We start from the raw sequence: 24,069 nt of genomic DNA, 5'->3' as shown, positions 1-24,069 counted from the left end.
CGTTGCGAAGAGGCTCAAGAACCGACCCGGCAGCAAGTTTAAGTAGCTCGGATCGCGCCCGTACATCCGCGGTCGCCCATCTCTAAGATGTGAACAGGTCTCATCCGCTGTTTGCGCCTGGCAATGACGTAAGGTTAGGTTCGCTTCGTGGGTAGCAGGGAGTCGTGCCAATGCTAATCGGCGATCGTGTTTTCAGCGTGTGGACGCGCACCGCTCTGGTGGCGCCGCTTTTGGCCGGCTTTATTTTGCCGATGGCTTTGTTGAGCCAATAGCCGCGCCGGCGGACAGCATTCTTAAGCACGAACTCGCGATCCGCTGGCCTAGGACCGGTCTGCCGGTCCCCACCGGCGAGCGGACACAAGAGCGCGTTTTGCTAACGTCGATCGCCCGCAGGACGTTGCTCAGATGCCCCGCTTGTGACGGGTCACACGTTTGGCAAATCCGGGAAGCTTGGTCCGATACCAGCAGCCGACGGCGTCGAAGATCAGAGCGATACTGAGTTGCGCTGATCGGCGCGTATCCCCTTGACCGCGCCGCCGGTGTCGAGTGACCTCGCGGCAAGCGGAGGTCAAATGAATATCTATTTCGTGGATAACGCGAGCAACCGGCTGATGCATTTCATGCTTGGGGGTGATCCCAAGCTATTCAAGGTAGGGGATCACGTTAGCATCACAACCGACAAGAAGTTTGGACGCAAGATCGAGGCTGGAGGCATCATTACTGCTATCCGGCACAACATCGTCGATCTGAAAGACGAGGATGCGCAACATTCCGTATCGGTGCATCTGCAAACGTATTAGCCCTCGGCCGAGATCAACCAACCCCTTGCGGCTAGTGAAGGCACGCTTTGACGGCAATAAGAACCGGCCCGTGTACGTACATCCGGTATCACGAACCGGTTTTCGTTAGGCGGCATTCATGCGCCCCTTGCGCCGCTTCTTCCGCTGCGTCATCTTCCATTTAGGAGGACGACGCATGCGCGCCTTGCTGGTTCTGACAACACTCATCTTTCTTACCCCAACGTTTTCGCACGCGCAGCAGCAGCGTGGCAGCGAGAAATCACGCGAGGAGTGCAAGGAGGAAGCCCGCCGCGTGCACAAGCAAGGACGCAACAGCCAAATGTCTCGCGACGAACGGCGGGCTATTCAACGCGATTACGTTCGCGCTTGCCGCGGGCGGGCGCCCAAAGCCTGAAGTCGGGGCTACTAACCCGGCCCGCTGGTACATCCGCAGTCGTCGGAGGGTTCGCGCTAGCGAACCGCTTATTCGTCTGGATCGCTTGCTGGGCCGCCTAGTCGGCCCACAGCCTCGCAGCATGTCGTCCGCAATCTTGGCCTGTACGCTAATCATGACAATGATATCGCCGTTGGACTCCTGGCCGATCTCGACCTAGACTAAGCTAGTCGCCCTGCGCGTCGGAAGCTGAAGTACCCCCGACACGGGGCGACTGGGCCACGATGTCTGTGACCTGCATGACGTCGGTTCTGCTGGCCTTTTGCGTGGTCTGGGCCGCCGAAACGCGACCGTACAGGGTGGCCAAGGCATCTAGCGGCGAGGCGTTGCGCTGTGCGCTCGCGAATAGCTAATCGAAGACACTGGCCGTGTCGTTGATCCCTGCAACCTTCAGCGTGTTGATGGTCTTGGTGTAGTCATCCGCGACCGTGCGGATATCGTTAAGCGCAAAGCCAACAGCGAGGCCCGCGAACAACCCGGCCACGCGCTTGCCGAGCGCATTGAAGGAAGCGCCGATGCCTTTTTCCATTTGGCTGGCGCGGTCTTCAAGCTGCTCGAAAATGCGATAAGCAGTCGCGTTTTGCTTCTTTAACTGATTTTCGAATTTATGCCTGAAATTTCTAAAATGAGGCTAAGTTTTCGATGTCTACTGCCATAAAAATACCTAGTCGCGATCCTCAGAATCACCGAAGTGATTTGCCATCGTTCTCATTCTCAAAGAGAGAAAAGAAATGTCAGAAAATGATCTGGAAGTGGTCGAGTTGGTTGCCGGTATCGTTTCGGCATTTGTGTCGCACAACAGCGTGCCGACATCTGATCTGCCCGCGCTTATCGCCAGCACGCATGCAGCGCTGACAGGACTTGGCGAAGCTCCCGCGCCGGGTCCCGAAGAAAAGGCTGTCTCGGCCGTTTCGATCAAGAAGTCGATCACGGCCGATTGGCTGGTCTGCCTCGAGGATGGGAAAAAGTTCAAATCGCTGAAGCGGCATCTCCGGACCGCCTACGACATGTCGCCGGAGGCTTATCGCGCGAAATGGGGCCTTCCAAACGACTACCCGATGGTCGCTCCTGCTTATGCAGAAGCTCGCTCAAAGCTGGCTAAATCAATGGGCCTGGGTCAACAGCGTCGGAAGACTGTTGCGGCGCCAGCCGCTGCGAAGCGTAGCCGGGGTAAGGCCTCAGCGTGATTTGAGCACGGCGGGCGCTATATGTGCCCGCCGCGGCTAGAAACGACGTGGGCCATTATCGCTTTCATCTGAGCAGCTTCGCGCCGTGGGCGGTGCGGCAGTGTCACTGAACGAGTAGGGCGGATCGCTAGTTCAGTGTAATATATCCAATGCAGGATGCAAAAATAATACAGTGTTAAGCGTATATTATTTGTAGGCATATCAGTAAATATCTAGATATCGAGTTTATTCGATATAGCGATCCTTCGGGCATCGTCCCCTCCGTGTCTGGGAGGGATGCGGATGGCTTGGCCGGGACGACCCCTAAAGAAGCTTATCAAGAGCTGCTTGGTGACTTTGCCGATTGCGGCAGCCCTCACGTATGTGCCAGCCATGGCAAGCATCGCGCCGGATCAGGCAGAACGCGATCTTCGCACCGAGAACGCCGTCGTTCCTTTCTTCGTCGTCGCATCGGCCGGCGGCGTCGACATGCTAGGGCTGCATGTTCGGGCGCAGCTATCATCATCCCTCGCGATACCGGCCGGCACCTTTGCTGCGGCTGTTGGCTATCGCCTGACCGTGCAGCCTACCGCGCTGAGCTGGGGCAGCACGTTTCCCTGGGTTGCCGAATACTGGACGGCGTCCGATAGGCCTTCCAATTCTCTCGCGGGCAGAGCAGATCGAGCCGCCCTCCCTGTGCGCAGCGAGGTTCTGGGCTCTGTCGCGCTTGCTATTTCGAATGCGCCCCTGACGCAGCGCTGGCGGGCGGCTTTGGATGAGCGCGCAGATTCCTATTTCGGGAACGAATGCCGTGCGGCGCGGGCTGCCTGCACATCGAAGCTACGCCAGCGCCTCGTTGAAGCTGTCTCGATCGCTCAACGGCAGGACGAGCAGGAGGCGGTCCGTTCCATTAACGCAGCCGTCAATTCCTGGCTGAAGTATCGGACCGATTCCGATACATATGGCGTCCTGGATTACTGGGCCACGGCATCGGAAATACTGCAGCGTGGCACGGGTGATTGTAAGGGATACGCCATTTTGAAAATGTGGATGCTGCTTGCCGCCGGCTTTGATCGTTCGCAGATTCGACTCCAGCTCGTGAAAATTCCGGCCACGGGACAGGACCACGCCGTCCTGGTGGTCAATACGATGAGCCACCAGCTCGTTCTCGACAATATCGCCGTGGGCGTGAGGAGCGACAATCAGGTGAAGGAGTATCTGCCCCTGTTGTCCTTCGTCGAGAACAGCACCTTCATTCACGGCAACAGAAAGAAGTCGATCTAAGAATATCTTCGGCCTCTGATCTCTGCTCGGGGCTATGGGCTCTTTTCCACGCATAGTTCCTTCTCATACCGCTTGAGCGGCCTGCTCGGTTCGCTCGACTGGCGCGGCCCATGTTGAAGGCGGGCGCCAGAATCGCAAGCGATACGGACGTTCGGCATGGAAGCAAGTCCGGAGGCTGACCAGATGCAAGAGCAATGTCTTGTGTGGCGCCGCTGCCCAGACTCGCCTCAGTGCAGCGGGCCGGCGCGAGAAGCTTGCGCCTGCGGCGTCTCTGCCGGCCAGTAAGGTCGAGCCCTGCAACGTCATTTGCAAGCCGGCTATGCCGGGCAGCTTCAAAGGCTCGGCGATCGGGAGTTTGACGCAACGCTCGAGGCCACGATGCAGGTTACCTGCACCGTGACCTTGCTTATTCTGGCGATCCTGGAGTTGACCCGCTTCCGTGGACTGTTCACGGCTTGGGCGGGTCATGTGAGCTCATGATGCGTCCTTTCGTATTCGAAGGTATCCCAGTGCCGAATGGCGGCGTGACGGGTTGTAAAAACTTCGATTAAGTGGAAGGCGGCCATCCGCGCCTCGCTGTGCGAACGGAAGCGGTTTCGGTCGACCAGTTCGCATTCCAGTGTCGCGAAAGGCTCTCGCCCATGGCGTTGTCGTAGGTGTCGCCAACGGAGCCGGTCGAGGGCCTGACGTCGGCGTCCTTTCAGCGGTTGCCGAAAGCCAGCGAGGTGTATTGCGAACCCCGATCGCTATGGTCGATGACGTTCTCGGGCTTGCGCGCAGCGAGCGCCATGTCGAGGACGTCGAGCACGACACGGGTCTTGAGATCGGCGGAGAAAGCCCAGCCGATGATGCGCCTGGGCCATGCGTCCAGCACGACCGCCAAGGAACAGGAAGCCTGCTAGCGTGGGCACGAAGGTGATGTCGGCCGCCCACAGCTGGGCTTCTCGACGAAGTAGTTCCTTCGGACCAGATCGTGCGCTGGCCGATGATCAGTAACGCGCTTCGTCGTCGTGACGCTCCTGCGCCGGCTGGCGCCGACAAGCCCGGCGGCGCTCATCAGTCGAGCCACGCGCCTCTCGCCGATCGCCACGCCCTCGGCTTTGAGTTTGGCGTGCATGCGCGGTGCACCATAGGTCTTGTGCGAGGCGCCATGGATCGTGCGGATACTCCGGGTGAGATCGGCGTCCCGCGCCGCCCACAGCGACGCAGGCCTGCCGCGCGCTCATGAACCGGAAAAACCGTTCTGGTTCCGCCTTACTCTCCCGCGCGAACCAGGCCGCCGCCTTTGACAGATCGCGCTCCTGGCGCAAACGATGGTTCTCCAGACGACGGCGGATCAGTTTTTCACGCTCGGCGCTGGTCGGGCCATCGGGCGCTTGCCGGCGTCGCGCTCGGCTTGGCGGACCCATTTGGCGATCAACTGGGCGGCCGGTTCGAACTCCCGGGCAAGCTCTTCAGCCGTTCGTCCCGATCGGACCAACGCGACCATCTGCCGCCGAAACTCCGGCGCATAGGCGCTTCGAAAACGGGGCTTCGGACACTCCATAAAATGACTTCAAGGGTGTCCACAAACCGGGTCACTCCAATCCAGTTGGATCGCAAGCTTTTAGATGAGCTCCCGGTCGGAAATCGGGGTGCTGCGAGCGCGTGTCAGAATTTCATCGAAGCTTTTTTCCTTCGGCTCCCGTTCGACCGCGAAAATCCGGATGACGGGCATGTCTCCTCCCAGCAGGAGCGGGGGCTGCGCCATCACCGCGTTCTTGAGGCGCCGCGCGATGCTCGCCGCTGTTGGCCCCGTTGCTCCGAGCAGAAGGACGCCGAATTCTGAGGGAGAGATGCGAGCGACAACATCATAGGGCCTGACGAAGCTTCTGAGCGTATCGGCAATGTGCAGCTGCAGGGCTCCTGCTACATCGGCCCGCCACGAGGCGGCGAGTGTGTCGTCGCCGTCGACCTCGAGTAGCAGCAGGGATAGTGCCGTACCCTCGCGATCCGCACGGTTGAATTCCTGCATCGTCCTGACCTGCAGCCCATGCCGGTTACCGAGACCAGTGACCGGATCGATATCTTGCAGGCGCTCGGCTTCGAGGCGAGATGTGGTTGCCTCTTCCTGCGTCCTCCGGCGTTCGTCGAAGCGGCTTACGATCTTGCCCTGACTGCCTTCCGGAGCGGACTCGTTTTGCGCGGCCACATTGCCCGTCGTATCGATGCGTACTGGTGATCTGAAAACGGCCCGCATCGCGCAGGCGAGTGTGATGCCCGTAACCGTCCCCAGCGCGAGAAGCAGCCAGTTCGGAGACGACATTTTGAAGGTTGCCGCCGCGCCATAGGCGACGGCGATGGCTACTACGCATCCTGCGAGCGCTCCGCACCAGATTTTGACGCCAGCCGTTCTCTCTTGGGCGTAGCCTTTGGTAATTTTATTGGGCGAGGCGGCCATCTTGTCTCTCGAATCGAGTTCCACTCGTTCCTATAAACGCTAGTCTCCGTAGACAATTCCCTGCAATATCTCTTAAATTTGTACAACAAGAAGCTGTTTACGTTAAAATTCGCTGTCTATGACCGGGCTTCTCGCCTAGCCATAACCTTTGTGGTACTTAGCTTCGTATGCCAGGCGGCTCGTAGTGAGCAGGAGTGCCCATTTCGTGACGTCGGTGATCAGGCAAGGCGGTTTGCGATCAATCCCTTGGCTTCGAGCCAAGACTAAGAAGCAGGTTTTTCGAACGGGCGATCGGCCGCCCCGGTTGGCATCGCAGGCGATTAGGTTGATCGGCGCCTTTTTGGCCGCCGGACTCGTCTGGGCCAATTTCTCGCGCGTGGAAGAGGTTACGCGCGGCTCCGGGCGCGTCATTCCGTCGGCGCGCACACAGGTGGTTCAAAGCGCCGAGGCTGGTGTCGTCCGGGAAATCCTCGTGCGGCAAGGCCAGCGGGTTACGCACGGCGAGCTGCTCATTCGGCTGGATGACACGCCGAATGCGGCGAAGGCCGGAGAGGCTGAGGCTCAGGGGCGTGCGCTTCGGGCTCAGATCGCGCGCCTTGAAGCGGAGACCACCGGCCCGGATGCGACCTTCGAGTGTCCCACGAGTGTTGCGACAGAGGCGCCCGCCGTCTGCCTGAACGAACGTAGGCTGCTGACAGCACGGCAAGATAATGTTCGCGCCCGTATGGACGGGCTTCAAGAGCGCTTCGAGCAGCGCAAGCGCGAGTTGGGCGAGACCGCGGCGCAGACGCATCGCTTCAACGAGTCCCTCACTCTGGCGGAAAAAGAGCTGTCGATCATTGCTCCGATGGCAAGCCGCAATCTCGTGTCCCAGCTCGAGCTGATCAGGACACAGCGGCAAGTAGTCGAGCTGAAAGGCCAGCTGGCTGTGGCGAAAGAGAGCAAAGCCAGGCTTGAGGCCGCGCTCCGCGAGGCTAGCTCGCTGCTCGCCGAGCAGACCTCGCAGTTTCGCCGCGAAGCGTTGGCGGAATTGACGGCACGGCGTGCTGAGTGGTCCGTGGTGCAGGAGACGTTGCGCGGGGCGGAGGAGCGCGTTCGTCGAACCGATATCCGCTCTCCTGTCGATGGAATCGTGAATTCGCTCGCGGTCAACACGGTCGGCGCTTACGTGAATCCGGGAGAGCGGCTGCTCGATATCGTCCCCTCGGATGGAAAGCTGCTGATCGAGGCGCGCGTCAAACCCTCCGACATCGCCTTCATCGTTCCGAGGCAGAAGGCGCTGATTAAGATCTCGGCCTATGATTTCTATCAGTATGGCGGACTCACTGGCGTCGTCGAGCAGGTGTCGGCCGACAGCGTCTACGATCCGAACCTGAAAGAGACGTTTTACATCGTGCTTGTTCGCAGTGACGAGACGTCGCTGAAGATGGGCAAGAACACGCACTCCATCATACCGGGCATGACCGCGGACGTGGATATCGTGACCGGCGAGAAGTCGATTCTGTCCTATCTGCTCAAGCCTATCAATCGTGCCAGGCATGAGGCGTTGACCGAGCGTTGATGGATCCGAACACGGAAGACATCGACATCCCTGTTGCCAAGGGGCCGCGACTGCGCTTGCTGACCGTGCAGGGACGGCGGCGTGCCTTCAAGCTCGAAGACGCCTTCTGGCAGGCGCTCGAGTATATCGCCCGGCGGCGCAAGCAGCGGCTGTCGGCCTATGTCGCCCAGCTCATCGGCAACGATTCCGGCAATGCGACGGCGCGCCTGCGCGTTGCGGCGATCGAGTGGTTCATGCGGGAAGCGCAGGCCGAGCAGCCCGCGCATGCTAAGGAGCGCTGGCAACGCATCATCGATTTGATGGCTGAGCCTGCTTTCGTCATCGACCGGCACAAGCAGATCCGCCTCTTCAACAGCTCGATGCGGAATTTCGTCGCCAGTGTCGGGGCTCAATCCCACCTCCGTTTCGAGCTCGCCGCTGAAATCAGCCGCGTTCTGATGCTGTTCGACGAGAACGAGCAGCGCATCCTCTCGATCCCTTGCTCGCTCGAGGCAGGGCAGCAATCATGGAAGGCGACCGTTCGCGTCACCTTGCTGGAGCGCGCCCATGGGCACGCACTTCTCCTCTGCGTGCTGCATCCCTCGTCGTCATCCAGGCCTTCGCAAAGCACTCGCTGAACTCGGATGCCTTCGCAGCAAGGAATTTTGTCGCCGACGTTTCGGCGCCGGCGGGACAACCGGCTGCTCAAAGGTTTCGGCTCGGCTAAGCGAGCAATACTTGGTGCGCGATTTCTGGAGGATCGCTCGGACCCGGTCGAACCAATCTCTAGAGCGCTTTGAGGTTGCACGGAATCGGGAGTTCTGATCGGATCGTAATCCGCCGCAGCGGATTCCCAAATTCGAAACAAAGTATGACTCGAATGACCCAGCGGAATAGCGATTGAAATAGCCGGATGCTAAGCATCTGCAAATTCGATGGCCTGTAGATATACGCTGATATATCGGCCCACTTGCTTCTCGAAAAAAAATCGCCGAACGATCCGCCAAACGTCAGCGTGATCGGGTGAAATCATGATTGAAGGTCTCGGCAATGCCGGTCTGGACACGGATGTCCAGGTGGAGCAGGTCTCGCAGGAGTCGGTTGCGGATGGCGATGGGCGCGTCCAGCTGGCGCAGGCCTCTGCCGATCAGGCTGCGCCCAGGCCGGCGGAGCAATTGACGCAATCGGCAGGGCCGGCTGTCGTAGCGGCTCCTCCGGTCATTCACTTCGACGCGGCTGCTTCCAAGATCGTTCGCCTGCCGCAGGGCACCTCGCTCGACACTATCGAGATCACGGGCAAGGATATCGTCCTAAAGCAGGCCGACGGTCGCACGATCGTGATCGACAACGGCGTCGACAACGTCCCGACCCTGATGCTCGGCGACCTCGAGGTGCCGGCCAGTACATTGGCGGCGGTATTCAGCCGTGAGGGCATCGTCGCGGCCGCCGGTGCCCAAGCCTCCAATATAAACAGCTCCGGCGGCAATTTTGCTGTGCCGAACGGCAATGTCGGCTCCTTCTTCGGCATTACCGATCTGCTCCCGCCGACAGATCTGCAGTTCCCCACGCTCGAGCAGCGTGAACTGGGGCCGGTGCAGAGGTTGAGCGTCGGGCCGAGCGCCCTTGCGTCGACGACAAGCGTTTCGGTATCCGAAGCGGCCCTGTCGAGTGGATCCGACAGCGCGCGGACGGACGAGGTGAACGGCGACAACGACCCGTCGACGGCGACGGTGATGACCACGCTGGTGAAGGATTCGACGCCGACGATCGCGCTCGGTGCGCAGTCGGACACGAGCGTGAACGAGGCCGGCCTTCCGGAGCGAAATGGCGGAAAGTCTGCGGGTTCGGGCGAGCTTGCGGCGAGTGGCGGAGCCGGGAACGCGGACACTAGCGAGACGGCGACGGGTTCGTTCAACATCACGACGGGCGGCGACACGATCGGTCGCCTGTATGTGACCGACAAGAACGGCACACAGATCGATGTGAGCAATGCCGGCGCCGCGGGGATCGTGGTGCAGGGCCAGTATGGCAGCCTGACGGTTTACGGGACGGCCGCGGCGAACGACTTCACCTATTCCTACACGCTCGTGGACAGCACCCCAGGCGACGCGACGCATGACGACTTCGCGGTGAAGGTCGTGGATTCCGATGGCGACCCGATCGGCACGACCTTGTCGATCGCCATCGTCGACGACGCTCCGAAGGCGGTGAACGACGGCTCGTACACGGTGACGGAGGACGGCGCGAGCCTGGTCTCGGGGAACGTCCTGTCGAACGACGCGTCGGGCGCGGACGCGCCGGCGAGCTTTGTTGGCTGGGGCGGGACGGGCGATCCGGCGGCGATCGCGTCGCTGAACCAGTACGGCACGCTGACGCAGAATGGCGACGGGACGTGGAGCTACCAGCTCGACAACAGCCGTGCGGCGACGCAGGCGCTGGGGACGGGGTTCAGCCAGGACTATGTGCTGCACTACACGATGCAGGACGCGGATGGTGACACCTCCCCGGCGACGCTGACGATCACGGTGAAGGGAGCCGCCGACAGCGCGACGGTGACGACCGCGCAGGCTTCGGGCGCCGACGCCACGGTCTATGAGTCCGGGCTGAACCCGTTGGGTTCGGAAGCCGCGACGACGAAGGAGACGGCGACGGGCTCGTTCACGGTGACGACTTCGGACGGGATCGCGAGCATCGTGGTCGGCGGCGTGACGTTCACGCTGACGCAGATGCAGGCGTTCGGGACGACGAACGGCGTCGTGAACACGGGCGAGGGTTCGCTGCGTCTGACGGGCTACAATGCCGGGACGGGCGTGGTGAGCTACAGCTACACGCTGTCCGCGACGATCGACAACGACAGCAAGGTTCCGAGCGGTTCGGACACGGTCGACGCGACCGGGTTCAACGACCGGATCACGCTGCAGGTCAACGGCGTGGGCGGGACGAGCGCGACCGACACGCTGGAGGTGCGCGTCGTCGACGACGCTCCGAAGGCGGTGAACGACGGCTCGTACACGGTGACGGAGGACGGCGCGAGCCTGGTCTCGGGGAACGTCCTGTCGAACGACGCGTCGGGCGCGGACGCGCCGGCGAGCTTTGTTGGCTGGGGCGGGACGGGCGATCCGGCGGCGATCGCGTCGCTGAACCAGTACGGCACGCTGACGCAGAATGGCGACGGGACGTGGAGCTACCAGCTCGACAACAGCCGTGCGGCGACGCAGGCGCTGGGGACGGGGTTCAGCCAGGACTATGTGCTGCACTACACGATGCAGGACGCGGATGGTGACACCTCCCCGGCGACGCTGACGATCACGGTGAAGGGAGCCGCCGACAGCGCGACGGTGACGACCGCGCAGGCTTCGGGCGCCGACGCCACGGTCTATGAGTCCGGGCTGAACCCGTTGGGTTCGGAAGCCGCGACGACGAAGGAGACGGCGACGGGCTCGTTCACGGTGACGACTTCGGACGGGATCGCGAGCATCGTGGTCGGCGGCGTGACGTTCACGCTGACGCAGATGCAGGCGTTCGGGACGACGAACGGCGTCGTGAACACGGGCGAGGGTTCGCTGCGTCTGACGGGCTACAATGCCGGGACGGGCGTGGTGAGCTACAGCTACACGCTGTCCGCGACGATCGACAACGACAGCAAGGTTCCGAGCGGTTCGGACACGGTCGACGCGACCGGGTTCAACGACCGGATCACGCTGCAGGTCAACGGCGTGGGCGGGACGAGCGCGACCGACACGCTGGAGGTGCGCGTCGTCGACGACGCTCCGAAGGCGGTGAACGACGGCTCGTACACGGTGACGGAGGACGGCGCGAGCCTGGTCTCGGGGAACGTCCTGTCGAACGACGCGTCGGGCGCGGACGCGCCGGCGAGCTTTGTTGGCTGGGGCGGGACGGGCGATCCGGCGGCGATCGCGTCGCTGAACCAGTACGGCACGCTGACGCAGAATGGCGACGGGACGTGGAGCTACCAGCTCGACAACAGCCGTGCGGCGACGCAGGCGCTGGGGACGGGGTTCAGCCAGGACTATGTGCTGCACTACACGATGCAGGACGCGGATGGTGACACCTCCCCGGCGACGCTGACGATCACGGTGAAGGGAGCCGCCGACAGCGCGACGGTGACGACCGCGCAGGCTTCGGGCGCCGACGCCACGGTCTATGAGTCCGGGCTGAACCCGTTGGGTTCGGAAGCCGCGACGACGAAGGAGACGGCGACGGGCTCGTTCACGGTGACGACTTCGGACGGGATCGCGAGCATCGTGGTCGGCGGCGTGACGTTCACGCTGACGCAGATGCAGGCGTTCGGGACGACGAACGGCGTCGTGAACACGGGCGAGGGTTCGCTGCGTCTGACGGGCTACAATGCCGGGACGGGCGTGGTGAGCTACAGCTACACGCTGTCCGCGACGATCGACAACGACAGCAAGGTTCCGAGCGGTTCGGACACGGTCGACGCGACCGGGTTCAACGACCGGATCACGCTGCAGGTCAACGGCGTGGGCGGGACGAGCGCGACCGACACGCTGGAGGTGCGCGTCGTCGACGACGCTCCGAAGGCGGTGAACGACGGCTCGTACACGGTGACGGAGGACGGCGCGAGCCTGGTCTCGGGGAACGTCCTGTCGAACGACGCGTCGGGCGCGGACGCGCCGGCGAGCTTTGTTGGCTGGGGCGGGACGGGCGATCCGGCGGCGATCGCGTCGCTGAACCAGTACGGCACGCTGACGCAGAATGGCGACGGGACGTGGAGCTACCAGCTCGACAACAGCCGTGCGGCGACGCAGGCGCTGGGGACGGGGTTCAGCCAGGACTATGTGCTGCACTACACGATGCAGGACGCGGATGGTGACACCTCCCCGGCGACGCTGACGATCACGGTGAAGGGAGCCGCCGACAGCGCGACGGTGACGACCGCGCAGGCTTCGGGCGCCGACGCCACGGTCTATGAGTCCGGGCTGAACCCGTTGGGTTCGGAAGCCGCGACGACGAAGGAGACGGCGACGGGCTCGTTCACGGTGACGACTTCGGACGGGATCGCGAGCATCGTGGTCGGCGGCGTGACGTTCACGCTGACGCAGATGCAGGCGTTCGGGACGACGAACGGCGTCGTGAACACGGGCGAGGGTTCGCTGCGTCTGACGGGCTACAATGCCGGGACGGGCGTGGTGAGCTACAGCTACACGCTGTCCGCGACGATCGACAACGACAGCAAGGTTCCGAGCGGTTCGGACACGGTCGACGCGACCGGGTTCAACGACCGGATCACGCTGCAGGTCAACGGCGTGGGCGGGACGAGCGCGACCGACACGCTGGAGGTGCGCGTCGTCGACGACGCTCCGAAGGCGGTGAACGACGGCTCGTACACGGTGACGGAGGACGGCGCGAGCCTGGTCTCGGGGAACGTCCTGTCGAACGACGCGTCGGGCGCGGACGCGCCGGCGAGCTTTGTTGGCTGGGGCGGGACGGGCGATCCGGCGGCGATCGCGTCGCTGAACCAGTACGGCACGCTGACGCAGAATGGCGACGGGACGTGGAGCTACCAGCTCGACAACAGCCGTGCGGCGACGCAGGCGCTGGGGACGGGGTTCAGCCAGGACTATGTGCTGCACTACACGATGCAGGACGCGGATGGTGACACCTCCCCGGCGACGCTGACGATCACGGTGAAGGGAGCCGCCGACAGCGCGACGGTGACGACCGCGCAGGCTTCGGGCGCCGACGCCACGGTCTATGAGTCCGGGCTGAACCCGTTGGGTTCGGAAGCCGCGACGACGAAGGAGACGGCGACGGGCTCGTTCACGGTGACGACTTCGGACGGGATCGCGAGCATCGTGGTCGGCGGCGTGACGTTCACGCTGACGCAGATGCAGGCGTTCGGGACGACGAACGGCGTCGTGAACACGGGCGAGGGTTCGCTGCGTCTGACGGGCTACAATGCCGGGACGGGCGTGGTGAGCTACAGCTACACGCTGTCCGCGACGATCGACAACGACAGCAAGGTTCCGAGCGGTTCGGACACGGTCGACGCGACCGGGTTCAACGACCGGATCACGCTGCAGGTCAACGGCGTGGGCGGGACGAGCGCGACCGACACGCTGGAGGTGCGCGTCGTCGACGACGCTCCGAAGGCGGTGAACGACGGCTCGTACACGGTGACGGAGGACGGCGCGAGCCTGGTCTCGGGGAACGTCCTGTCGAACGACGCGTCGGGCGCGGACGCGCCGGCGAGCTTTGTTGGCTGGGGCGGGACGGGCGATCCGGCGGCGATCGCGTCGCTGAACCAGTACGGCACGCTGACGCAGAATGGCGACGGGACGTGGAGCTACCAGCTCGACAACAGCCGTGCGGCGACGCAGGCGCTGGGGACGGGGTTCAGCCAGGACTATGTGCTGCACTACACGATGCAGGACGCGGATGGTGACACCTCCCCGGCGACGCTGACGATCACGGTGAAGGGAGCCGCCGACAGCGCGACGGTGACGACCGCGCAGGCTTCGGGCGCCGACGCCACGGTCTATGAGTCCGGGCTGAACCCGTTGGGTTCGGAAGCCGCGACGACGAAGGAGACGGCGACGGGCTCGTTCACGGTGACGACTTCGGACGGGATCGCGAGCATCGTGGTCGGCGGCGTGACGTTCACGCTGACGCAGATGCAGGCGTTCGGGACGACGAACGGCGTCGTGAACACGGGCGAGGGTTCGCTGCGTCTGACGGGCTACAATGCCGGGACGGGCGTGGTGAGCTACAGCTACACGCTGTCCGCGACGATCGACAACGACAGCAAGGTTCCGAGCGGTTCGGACACGGTCGACGCGACCGGGTTCAACGACCGGATCACGCTGCAGGTCAACGGCGTGGGCGGGACGAGCGCGACCGACACGCTGGAGGTGCGCGTCGTCGACGACGCTCCGAAGGCGGTGAACGACGGCTCGTACACGGTGACGGAGGACGGCGCGAGCCTGGTCTCGGGGAACGTCCTGTCGAACGACGCGTCGGGCGCGGACGCGCCGGCGAGCTTTGTTGGCTGGGGCGGGACGGGCGATCCGGCGGCGATCGCGTCGCTGAACCAGTACGGCACGCTGACGCAGAATGGCGACGGGACGTGGAGCTACCAGCTCGACAACAGCCGTGCGGCGACGCAGGCGCTGGGGACGGGGTTCAGCCAGGACTATGTGCTGCACTACACGATGCAGGACGCGGATGGTGACACCTCCCCGGCGACGCTGACGATCACGGTGAAGGGAGCCGCCGACAGCGCGACGGTGACGACCGCGCAGGCTTCGGGCGCCGACGCCACGGTCTATGAGTCCGGGCTGAACCCGTTGGGTTCGGAAGCCGCGACGACGAAGGAGACGGCGACGGGCTCGTTCACGGTGACGACTTCGGACGGGATCGCGAGCATCGTGGTCGGCGGCGTGACGTTCACGCTGACGCAGATGCAGGCGTTCGGGACGACGAACGGCGTCGTGAACACGGGCGAGGGTTCGCTGCGTCTGACGGGCTACAATGCCGGGACGGGCGTGGTGAGCTACAGCTACACGCTGTCCGCGACGATCGACAACGACAGCAAGGTTCCGAGCGGTTCGGACACGGTCGACGCGACCGGGTTCAACGACCGGATCACGCTGCAGGTCAACGGCGTGGGCGGGACGAGCGCGACCGACACGCTGGAGGTGCGCGTCGTCGACGACGCTCCGAAGGCGGTGAACGACGGCTCGTACACGGTGACGGAGGACGGCGCGAGCCTGGTCTCGGGGAACGTCCTGTCGAACGACGCGTCGGGCGCGGACGCGCCGGCGAGCTTTGTTGGCTGGGGCGGGACGGGCGATCCGGCGGCGATCGCGTCGCTGAACCAGTACGGCACGCTGACGCAGAATGGCGACGGGACGTGGAGCTACCAGCTCGACAACAGCCGTGCGGCGACGCAGGCGCTGGGGACGGGGTTCAGCCAGGACTATGTGCTGCACTACACGATGCAGGACGCGGATGGTGACACCTCCCCGGCGACGCTGACGATCACGGTGAAGGGAGCCGCCGACAGCGCGACGGTGACGACCGCGCAGGCTTCGGGCGCCGACGCCACGGTCTATGAGTCCGGGCTGAACCCGTTGGGTTCGGAAGCCGCGACGACGAAGGAGACGGCGACGGGCTCGTTCACGGTGACGACTTCGGACGGGATCGCGAGCATCGTGGTCGGCGGCGTGACGTTCACGCTGACGCAGATGCAGGCGTTCGGGACGACGAACGGCGTCGTGAACACGGGCGAGGGTTCGCTGCGTCTGACGGGCTACAATGCCGGGACGGGCGTGGTGAGCTACAGCTACACGCTGTCCGCGACGATCGACAACGACAGCAAGGTTCCGAGCGGTTCGGACACGGTCGACGCGACCGGGTTCAACGACCGGATCACGCTGCAGGTCAACGGCGTGGGCGGGACGAGCGCGACCGACACGCTGGAGGTGCGCGTCGTCGACGACGCTCCGAAGGCGGTGAACGACGGCTCGTACACGGTGACGGAGGACGGCGCGAGCCTGGTCTCGGGGAACGTCCTGTCGAACGACGCGTCGGGCGCGGACGCGCCGGCGAGCTTTGTTGGCTGGGGCGGGACGGGCGATCCGGCGGCGATCGCGTCGCTGAACCAGTACGGCACGCTGACGCAGAATGGCGACGGGACGTGGAGCTACCAGCTCGACAACAGCCGTGCGGCGACGCAGGCGCTGGGGACGGGGTTCAGCCAGGACTATGTGCTGCACTACACGATGCAGGACGCGGATGGTGACACCTCCCCGGCGACGCTGACGATCACGGTGAAGGGAGCCGCCGACAGCGCGACGGTGACGACCGCGCAGGCTTCGGGCGCCGACGCCACGGTCTATGAGTCCGGGCTGAACCCGTTGGGTTCGGAAGCCGCGACGACGAAGGAGACGGCGACGGGCTCGTTCACGGTGACGACTTCGGACGGGATCGCGAGCATCGTGGTCGGCGGCGTGACGTTCACGCTGACGCAGATGCAGGCGTTCGGGACGACGAACGGCGTCGTGAACACGGGCGAGGGTTCGCTGCGTCTGACGGGCTACAATGCCGGGACGGGCGTGGTGAGCTACAGCTACACGCTGTCCGCGACGATCGACAACGACAGCAAGGTTCCGAGCGGTTCGGACACGGTCGACGCGACCGGGTTCAACGACCGGATCACGCTGCAGGTCAACGGCGTGGGCGGGACGAGCGCGACCGACACGCTGGAGGTGCGCGTCGTCGACGACGCTCCGAAGGCGGTGAACGATACCGATGCAGTCGGCAAGACGGCGTCGACGGACGGCAACGTGATCAGCGGCCTGGGCACGACGGGAGGCACGGCCAATGCTGACGTGAGCGGCGCGGACGGCGCACGGGTCAGCCACGTCCAAAACAGCAATGTAGGGGGCTTGGGCACGGATGTCGGCGTCAGCGGCTCGACGGTGATCGCCGGCCAGTACGGCTCGCTGACAATCGCTGCGAACGGTCAGTACACGTATGCCAGGACCTCGAATAGCGGCGGCGTCGACACCTTTACCTACACGCTGACCGACGGCGACGGCGATGCCGATACGGCGACGCTGGCGATTTCGCTCGATGCCATCGGCAGGCTGGTCGTCGGCTCCGGCAGCGGCGATGACGGCGTCAACGATGCTCCCAACACGCCCGACAAGCCCCATGTGGTCGACGTGACGACGAACACGACCGGGGCGATCAACGGCGGCGCCGGCGACGATGTCCTGATCGGTGATCCCGGCGCGCTGGCCACGGTGACGCCCGGCGATACAGCCAATGTCGTCTTCGTGCTAGACACGTCGGGCAGCATGAACGCCTCGATCAGCTTCAACGGCAGCAATATCAGCCGTCTCGAGGCGCTGCAGAATGCCGTGAACACTGCCATCGATCAGTTGGCGGTGTCCGGGGCGGAGAACGTCCGGATCCACCTCGTGCAGTTCAATGAGGCGGGCGGGCCGGGTATCACCTTCGACCTGATCAGGGGTGGCGTGGTGAATACTGCGCAGGTTTCGGCTGCGCATGCGGTGGTCAACGGCCTCGACGACACGTTCGACGGGCCGTCGACCAACTACGAATCCGCGCTTCAGCAGGTTCAGAGCTGGGTCAATGGCAGCAGCGTCACCCATCCGGTCAACGGTGCGGAAAGCTTCGACAGCAACGGCAATACGAGTAACGGCACGGCCGTTCTTCTGAACTCCTACGATACCAAGGTTGCCGTGGTGTCCGCCTGGAACGGCTCGACACAAATGAACGTGACTGGGACGACGGACGGGATGGGCGTTCGCAGTGGTAGCAGTGGCGACAGCGGCATCAACAACGGAGAGATTCTGCGCTTCGATTTCGGTGCCGAGAATACGTTCGGAGTAGCGGGCTTCGATCCTTCTCCCAGCACCGGAAGCACCGGTTACGGCACGCAATTCGCGACGTTCCAAGGACCGCCCGTCGAGTTCGCCACCTTCACGTTCGATGGATTGAACAACAACGGCAGCGAGTCGATCTCCTACGTCATCCACTATACCGATGGGACTTCCAGTGCCGCAGCTAATAGAACCTCGAACGGAAGCCTGACGCTCGGGACGGACGGGAAGACGATCGGCTATGTGCAGTTCACCGGAAACGATACCGATAATTCGGGCGTGACCGTTGAGTTGGCCAACATCGCTGTCGATTACGATGGTCCGCTGACCGGAGCCGGCACCAAGAACAAGGTCGTCTTCATTTCCGATGGTGAGCCGACTACGGGCGGTGGCTTCAACGACGAGGTCACCTCGATCGAGAGCTCCTTCGGGCCGATCGAAGCCGTTGGTATTGCCATCAGCAGTGGCGCTCTTTCGACGCTGAGCACGGTCGAGGGAACGGGTGGCAGCGCAACCAACATCACGACAGCGGAGCAGCTCGAAGCAGTGATCGGCGAGCTCAGCGGTCAGGCCGTGGTCGCCGACCATGCCGGCGCCGACGCCTTCAATGGCGGCGCGGGTAACGACCTCATCTTCGGCGACGTGCCGTTCACCGATGTCCTGGCGGCAGCGGCGGGTCTGACGACGCCGGCGGGCTCGGGCTGGGATGTCTTCCAGAGGCTCGAGGCCGGCCAGGGTGTCGGCGCTGCCTATCAGGGATGGGGTCGTGCGGACACCGTCGACTATATCGTGTCCCACGCCGAAGAGCTGGGGCGCGAGAGCGGCCGGACCGGTGGCAACGACACCATCAATGGCGGTGACGGAAACGACATCATCTACGGGCAGGAGGGCAACGACACCCTCAATGGCGATGCGGGGAACGATATCCTCAATGGGGGTAGCGGGAACGACACCCTCAATGGCGGTATCGGCACCGACACTCTGAGCGGCGGCCTCGGAAACGACATCCTCTATGGCGGCGACGGCGACGACGTGCTCATCGGAGGTGCCGGGCAGGATACGCTGACGGGTGGGCAGGGTGCCGATACCTTCGTCATCGACCCGTCGCATCTGACCATCAGCACGGACGATCTCATCCAGGATTACAATGGGAGCCTGGGGGATGTGATCGATCTGAGCAGCCTGCTGCAGTCGCTCGGGACGGGGGCGCCGACCAATGCCGCACAGGTCGATCAGGTTGTTTCCATCTCCGGCAATCAGCTGCTCGTCGACAACAACGGGACCGCGGCCGGCGGAGCTTCGGTCGTGGTGGCGACGTTCTCGACCCCGCCGGTGGGCTCGGTCCAGATCCTCTACGATCATGACCAGCAGGCGGTCGTGACCTGATCCATCCTACGAATCGGGACCGGTTCCGCCGCAAGGTGTGGCCGGCCCGATCTCCCCCGCTCCGCGGAGCGCCCGACCTGCCATAGCCGCGCAACCCCGGCATGCGGCCTCGCTCGTGGCGGACCGTCTCTTTTGGGTGACATCGGCGGCTCAAATACTAGGCAACTGCCGGAAAGTCAGGGAAGCCGCTTGAGCAAGATCATGCGGTCCACTAGCCTAAATTTAGCTAGGAATGAGCGCGCTGGGGAAGAAATGAAAGCTTTGTCTTTGGTTTGCGCCGCTGTGTTGCCGTTGCTTCTCTGTGTTGCGGCGCAGGCGGCTGACCTCTCCGGGATACCTCCATCGCGGAGTGCGCCTGCGGTTTGCCAGGCCTGGGGGCATTCTTCTCTGGCGCGGGAGCAGAATTTCTCGATTATTAAGGACGAAATCCAGGCGCGCTATGCCGAGGCGACAAAGGTTTCCGCCCAGCTCGCGACGGAAGCGAGCCGCTCTGAGCGTATCACCTGGGCTTACGCCTCTCGCACGGCATGCGGCATCGCGCTGGGTATGCTGTCTTATCGGGAGGTGGATTCCGACCGTCTGTGGAACTGCGAATGCTATCATGCCCGCATGCGCGCAACCATGGTCAGGTAGGCGCGAATCTTCGAAATTCGAAGGCTATCGGCGAATCCTGACGATTTTTATTCGGTTTTTATCTTGCTCCAAAAATGCAATTAATTTGCGTAGGAATTTTATGCCAATTTGTGGGATTCGTGTTCAATCATGCCTTTTGTATCTTTTTTGTGGTTTTGAGAGTTGTTGGGGCGGCTTTCGTCCTGTTCGTGGATGCGGCGCTTGAGGTTGATCCCGGAGGGATCACAGGGGGGCACAGAAGTGAGTTCAGGCAAGCGAGGAATATCATTGCGGGCAATGTTGTTCGGCGGGGTTGTCGTCGGTGCCCTTCCGATCCTGGCAGCAACGCAATCCTTTGCGCTGTCCCTGCGTGAGGCTATCGCGACGACGATCGATTCGAATCCGCAGATCGGGGCTGCGATCGAGAATCGCGAGGCTATAGAATTCGAGCTGCGACAGGCTCGCGGTCTCTACATGCCGCGCATCGACGCGGAGGGGGCCGTCGGATCACGGAACCTGGAGCGCAACTACACTGCCATCGAGCGGTTGACGGGATCGCGCGACAAGCAGGGTTTTTCTCCGGTCGAGATCGGCGTCGTGGGAACCTGGAAGCTGTTCGACGGCTTCACCACGGACGCGGAAGTCGAGCGCCAGGCGTCGCGCGTTGACGGTGCCTCGCTCCGTGTTCTCGAGCGGTCCGAGTTCCTCGCTCTCGAAGTCACGCGCGAGTATTTTGACATTCTTCTGCAGGAACGGCTGATCGGACTCGCGTCGCAGAATATGGGCTTCCTGCAAGATACCGTGCAGCGTATTCGTGGCAACGTGTCCAGCGGCTCTCTCACCGACGCGGATCTGAAGCAAGGCGAAGAGCGCGTGAAGGCCGCGGAGGCGCGGGCCATCGAAGCCAAGCAGAATTTCAACGAAGGCAAGGTTCGCCTGCAGCGGCTCGTGGGCAAAACTTTTGTGAAGGGGGCGATGCCGCCGTCGATTGCGGGCCGGCTGCCGAAGTCGGTCGAAAGCGGGCTCGCGCTCGCGGTTCGCAACAATCCCCGCATCCATATCGCTACGGCCGATATCGATGCGGCGCACGCTCTGGTGAAGAAGGCACGCGGCAAGATGCTGCCAGAGGTCTTCCTCGAAGGGCGCGCCCGCACCGGCCGGGACATCGACGGCGTCGAGGGACGCACCACGGATCTCCAGGCCCGTGCGGTCATGCGCATGAACCTCTACAATGGCGGGATCGATCAGGCTGCGATTCAGGAGCAGACTCGCCGTGTCGCCGAAGCCCAGCACAATCGCGATCAGATCCTTCGCGAGGTTCGCGAAGCCGTGAAGCTTTCGTTCGAGCGGCGGCTGCGTCAGTCCGAACTGACTGGCGTGCTCGGCCAGCAGGCCAACCTCGGCGACCGGCTGGTGTTGGCCTATTCCGATCAGTTTCAGGTGGGGCGTCGTTCGCTGCTCGATGTGCTGGACGCGCAGAACACGCGCTACAACGCGAGGGTTCTGCACGAGACGGCGGCGATGGCCGCGCGTTTCTCGGAGTACCGGATCCTCGCCTCGACCGGCCAGCTGGTCTCTTCCTTCGGCTTGCGCCCGCCCAAGCAGGCGGATGCCTATGCCCGCACGGACGCCGGCGTGCCGCCGACTGCGGATGCCGAAACCTTACCGCGCTACTCGCCGAACAAGGGACGTCTCGGCGTTCCTCCGCCCGGACTCTGACGCTTGGCCGAGAGACACGTCGCCATGCTTGGTACCCAAGCGCTGCGGGAGGGAGATGCGCAAGCATCTCCCTCACCTGTTTCACCGGCAGGTGAGGCTGAAGACCCGCTGCTGCTTTGCCTCGTTCAGCTGGCAACGCTTTTCGAGCGCCCGACGGCGGCCTCCGTCCTGACTGCCGGCCTTCCTGTCGGCGAGGAAGGGCTCTCCCAGGAACATCTCATCCGCGCGGCTGAGCGGGTGGGCCTGCGTGCCGATTGGGTCCGCTTCGACGCCGGCGCCCCGGTTGAGACCGACTTTCCTGCGATCGCCTGGCTGCAGGAAGCGGCGCCGATCCTGATTCTCGCTCTGGAAGAGGGCAAGGTCGAGGTCTACTCGCCGCGGCAGGGGACTGTTTCGACGGCGCCCGTCGAGGTTTTGAGGGCGATCGACGGCGGCGACATCCTGCGGTTCTCGCCGCAGCTTACTGCCGCGGATCCCACCGGGGAACACGCGGTCGATGTCGATCGGAATTGGCTGCTGGCGGCGCTACGCCCGCATTGGCGCAGCTATCTCGAGGCTTTCTTCGCTTCCGCCTTCGTGAATTTGCTGGCGCTGGTCGGCCCGCTCTTCACGATGAACGTCTACGATCGCGTGCTGCCGAACAAGGCAATCTCGACGCTGTGGGTCTTGGCCATCGGTGCGGCCATCGCGCTGCTCTTCGATGTGCTGCTCCGTTCCGCGCGTGCCTTTCTGGTCGATCATATGGCCCGGCAACTCGATATCCGGATTTCGAGTCTGCTGATCGAACGGATCATGAATACGACCCTGCAGGCGAACACGCCGACCACCGGCATCACCGTTCAGCGGATCTCCGAATACGAGTTCTTGCGCGAGTTCATCGGCTCGAACACGGTCGTCTACTTCGTCGACTTCATCTTCGCCTTCATTTTCCTAGGTGTGATCCTGGCGATCAGCCCGTACCTGGCGATATTTCCGGTTGTCGCGATCCTCGGGCTCATCCTTCTCGGCTTCGTCGTCCAGCGCCTGATTGCGGCGGAGATCAGCCGAGCCGACCAATCGAGCTCACACCGGCAATCGCTAATGGTCGAGATCGTCGCCGGGCTCGAGACGATCAAGGCCGTGCGCGCCGAGGGAATTTTTCTAAGGCGCTGGCGGGACATCACGACGACGGCGACGAACACGACGCACCGGATCAAGAACTATGCGGCTTTCGCGGCGAATCTGTCGTATCTGCTGCAGAATTTGGTGACAGTCGTGACCATTGTGGTCGGCGCCTATCTGTTCGACATCGGCATGATCACGACCGGCGGAATCATCGCCTCGGCCATGCTGGGCAGCCGGGCCGTCGCTCCTCTGGGACAGATCGCCTTGATGCTGTCGCGCGTGCGCCAGGCGGTCAGCGCCTATCACAGTCTCGACGCCATCATGAAGCTGCCCGATGAGCGCAGCGACAAGCGGATGCTTGTTTCGCGCTCCATCGAGGGCGGCAATATCGAGTTTCGTGGTGCGAGCTTTACCTATGCGGGGCAGGCTCGCCCCGTCCTGAACGGATTCAATGTCAAGATCCGCCCGGGTGAGCGCGTCGCCATCCTCGGCCGCATTGGCGCCGGCAAGACGACTGTCGGCCGGCTTCTGGGGCGGCTCTACGAATTGGATGCCGGTGAACTGCTGATCGACGGCGTCGATATTCGCCAGTATCATCCGCAGGAGATCCGGTCGGCGATAAATGTCGTGACGCATGACACGCACGTCTTCAACGGAAGCATCCGGCAGAACCTGCGCCTGTCGAAGCCTAATGCCTCAGACGCCGAACTGCTTGATGTCGCTAGGCTCTCGGGGCTGGCCGATTTCATTCAGTCCCATCCGGCTGGTTTCGAGAGGCAGGTTGGCGAGCGCGGTCAGCAATTGTCGAGCGGGCAGCGGCAAGTCATCGGCCTGGCCCGCGCGCTTTTATCGTCGGGACGCATCATTTTCCTGGATGATCCGACGAGCTCCATGGATACGGCTACGGAGCGGCAGTTCGTAACGCGTCTCAAGGAGAGGCTGCATCCCCATCAAACGCTCATTGTAACAACTCATCGCAACGCGGTCCTCGCCCTGGCGACACGGGTAATCGTCGTCGATGGTGGCCGCGCCGTGGCGGATGGACCCGTGGCGGAGGTGCTGCGCCTCCTCAATGAGAAGGCCGGAGGTATCTGATCGATGCCGAAGAGCGCGACGAAAGTGTGGGCCGGGTTGGTGACTGCCAGTTGGATTGCGAAGCGAGGCGCAGACGTTCCATGAGGGGGTTTGGAA

At 63.2% G+C, this 24,069-nt stretch carries 12 protein-coding genes and 1 pseudogene; 10 read left to right on the top strand and 3 right to left on the bottom strand.

Features of this window, described 5'->3' with window-relative positions; genetic code table 11:
* Positions 1-572 precede the first annotated feature (572 nt).
* Both NWE53_RS27470 and NWE53_RS27465 read left to right on the top strand, forming a co-directional pair.
* Positions 573-800, top strand: coding sequence for a hypothetical protein (locus NWE53_RS27470; protein WP_265055389.1), 228 nt, complete (start codon positions 573-575; stop codon positions 798-800).
* Positions 801-975: 175 nt separating this feature from the next.
* Positions 976-1,194, top strand: a complete 219-nt coding sequence (locus tag NWE53_RS27465) for a hypothetical protein (RefSeq protein WP_265055388.1) — start codon at positions 976-978, stop codon at positions 1,192-1,194.
* A 388-nt stretch (positions 1,195-1,582) separates the two neighbouring features.
* Here NWE53_RS27465 and NWE53_RS27460 read toward each other — a convergent pair whose 3' ends face one another.
* Complete coding sequence (locus tag NWE53_RS27460; RefSeq protein ID WP_265055387.1) at positions 1,583-1,762, bottom strand: hypothetical protein; 180 nt, start codon at positions 1,760-1,762, stop codon at positions 1,583-1,585.
* Between the two features lie 202 nt (positions 1,763-1,964).
* Here NWE53_RS27460 and NWE53_RS27455 point away from each other — a divergent pair, with 202 nt between their 5' ends.
* Together NWE53_RS27455 and NWE53_RS27450 are read left to right on the top strand one after the other, a co-directional pair.
* Positions 1,965-2,420, top strand: coding sequence for a Ros/MucR family transcriptional regulator (locus tag NWE53_RS27455; RefSeq protein ID WP_265055386.1), 456 nt, complete (start codon positions 1,965-1,967; stop codon positions 2,418-2,420).
* 330 nt (positions 2,421-2,750) lie between these two features.
* Complete coding sequence (locus tag NWE53_RS27450; RefSeq protein ID WP_265055385.1) at positions 2,751-3,683, top strand: transglutaminase-like cysteine peptidase; 933 nt, start codon at positions 2,751-2,753, stop codon at positions 3,681-3,683.
* Positions 3,684-4,157: 474 nt separating this feature from the next.
* Here the strand turns inward: NWE53_RS27450 and NWE53_RS27445 are convergent.
* Both NWE53_RS27445 and NWE53_RS27435 read right to left on the bottom strand, forming a co-directional pair.
* Positions 4,158-5,229, bottom strand: a pseudogene (locus NWE53_RS27445) (IS3 family transposase).
* A gap of 60 nt (positions 5,230-5,289) precedes the next feature.
* On the bottom strand, positions 5,290-6,123 hold the full coding sequence (locus NWE53_RS27435) for a GGDEF domain-containing protein (RefSeq protein WP_265055383.1): 834 nt from the start codon (positions 6,121-6,123) through the stop codon (positions 5,290-5,292).
* Between the two features lie 325 nt (positions 6,124-6,448).
* On the opposite strand from NWE53_RS27435, the gene NWE53_RS27430 reads away from it, so the two are divergent.
* From NWE53_RS27430 to NWE53_RS27405, 6 genes are all read left to right on the top strand, one after another.
* Positions 6,449-7,684, top strand: a complete 1,236-nt coding sequence (locus NWE53_RS27430; protein ID WP_265055382.1) for an HlyD family type I secretion periplasmic adaptor subunit — start codon at positions 6,449-6,451, stop codon at positions 7,682-7,684.
* Positions 7,684-8,301 carry a ribbon-helix-helix domain-containing protein gene (locus tag NWE53_RS27425; RefSeq protein ID WP_265055381.1) on the top strand — a complete coding sequence of 206 codons (618 nt, stop codon included), beginning with the start codon at positions 7,684-7,686 and terminating at the stop codon, positions 8,299-8,301. Before NWE53_RS27430 ends, NWE53_RS27425 begins: the two co-directional genes overlap by 1 nt.
* Before the next feature lie 393 nt (positions 8,302-8,694).
* Positions 8,695-19,443 (top strand): VCBS domain-containing protein, encoded by a 10,749-nt coding sequence (locus NWE53_RS27420; RefSeq protein ID WP_265055380.1) that lies wholly within the window; start codon positions 8,695-8,697, stop codon positions 19,441-19,443.
* Positions 19,444-19,632: 189 nt separating this feature from the next.
* Entirely contained in the window at positions 19,633-20,076 is a 444-nt protein-coding gene (locus NWE53_RS27415; protein WP_265055379.1) for a hypothetical protein, read from the top strand.
* Positions 20,077-20,352: 276 nt separating this feature from the next.
* Positions 20,353-21,774, top strand: a complete 1,422-nt coding sequence (locus NWE53_RS27410; protein ID WP_265055548.1) for a TolC family protein — start codon at positions 20,353-20,355, stop codon at positions 21,772-21,774.
* A gap of 24 nt (positions 21,775-21,798) precedes the next feature.
* On the top strand, positions 21,799-23,973 hold the full coding sequence (locus NWE53_RS27405) for a type I secretion system permease/ATPase (protein ID WP_265055378.1): 2,175 nt from the start codon (positions 21,799-21,801) through the stop codon (positions 23,971-23,973).
* Positions 23,974-24,069 lie beyond the last annotated feature (96 nt).

The sequence above is a fragment of the Bosea sp. NBC_00550 genome (genome assembly GCF_026020075.1).
Taxonomy (GTDB): Bacteria; Pseudomonadota; Alphaproteobacteria; order Rhizobiales; family Beijerinckiaceae; genus Allobosea.
This window is presented reverse-complemented; position numbering and strand designations above follow the sequence as displayed.

Excerpts from the sequence above, each read along its gene's own strand:
- NWE53_RS27470 (WP_265055389.1), top strand. The coding sequence starts at position 573 with ATGAATATCTATTTCGTGGATAACGCGAGCAACCGGCTGATGCATTTC.
- NWE53_RS27465 (WP_265055388.1), top strand. The coding sequence starts at position 976 with ATGCGCGCCTTGCTGGTTCTGACAACACTCATCTTTCTTACCCCAACG.
- NWE53_RS27460 (WP_265055387.1), bottom strand. The coding sequence starts at position 1,762 with ATGGAAAAAGGCATCGGCGCTTCCTTCAATGCGCTCGGCAAGCGCGTG.
- NWE53_RS27455 (WP_265055386.1), top strand. The coding sequence starts at position 1,965 with ATGTCAGAAAATGATCTGGAAGTGGTCGAGTTGGTTGCCGGTATCGTT.
- NWE53_RS27435 (WP_265055383.1), bottom strand. The coding sequence starts at position 6,123 with ATGGCCGCCTCGCCCAATAAAATTACCAAAGGCTACGCCCAAGAGAGA.
- NWE53_RS27425 (WP_265055381.1), top strand. The coding sequence starts at position 7,684 with ATGGATCCGAACACGGAAGACATCGACATCCCTGTTGCCAAGGGGCCG.
- NWE53_RS27420 (WP_265055380.1), top strand. The coding sequence starts at position 8,695 with ATGATTGAAGGTCTCGGCAATGCCGGTCTGGACACGGATGTCCAGGTG.
- NWE53_RS27410 (WP_265055548.1), top strand. The coding sequence starts at position 20,353 with ATGTTGTTCGGCGGGGTTGTCGTCGGTGCCCTTCCGATCCTGGCAGCA.
- NWE53_RS27405 (WP_265055378.1), top strand. The coding sequence starts at position 21,799 with ATGCTTGGTACCCAAGCGCTGCGGGAGGGAGATGCGCAAGCATCTCCC.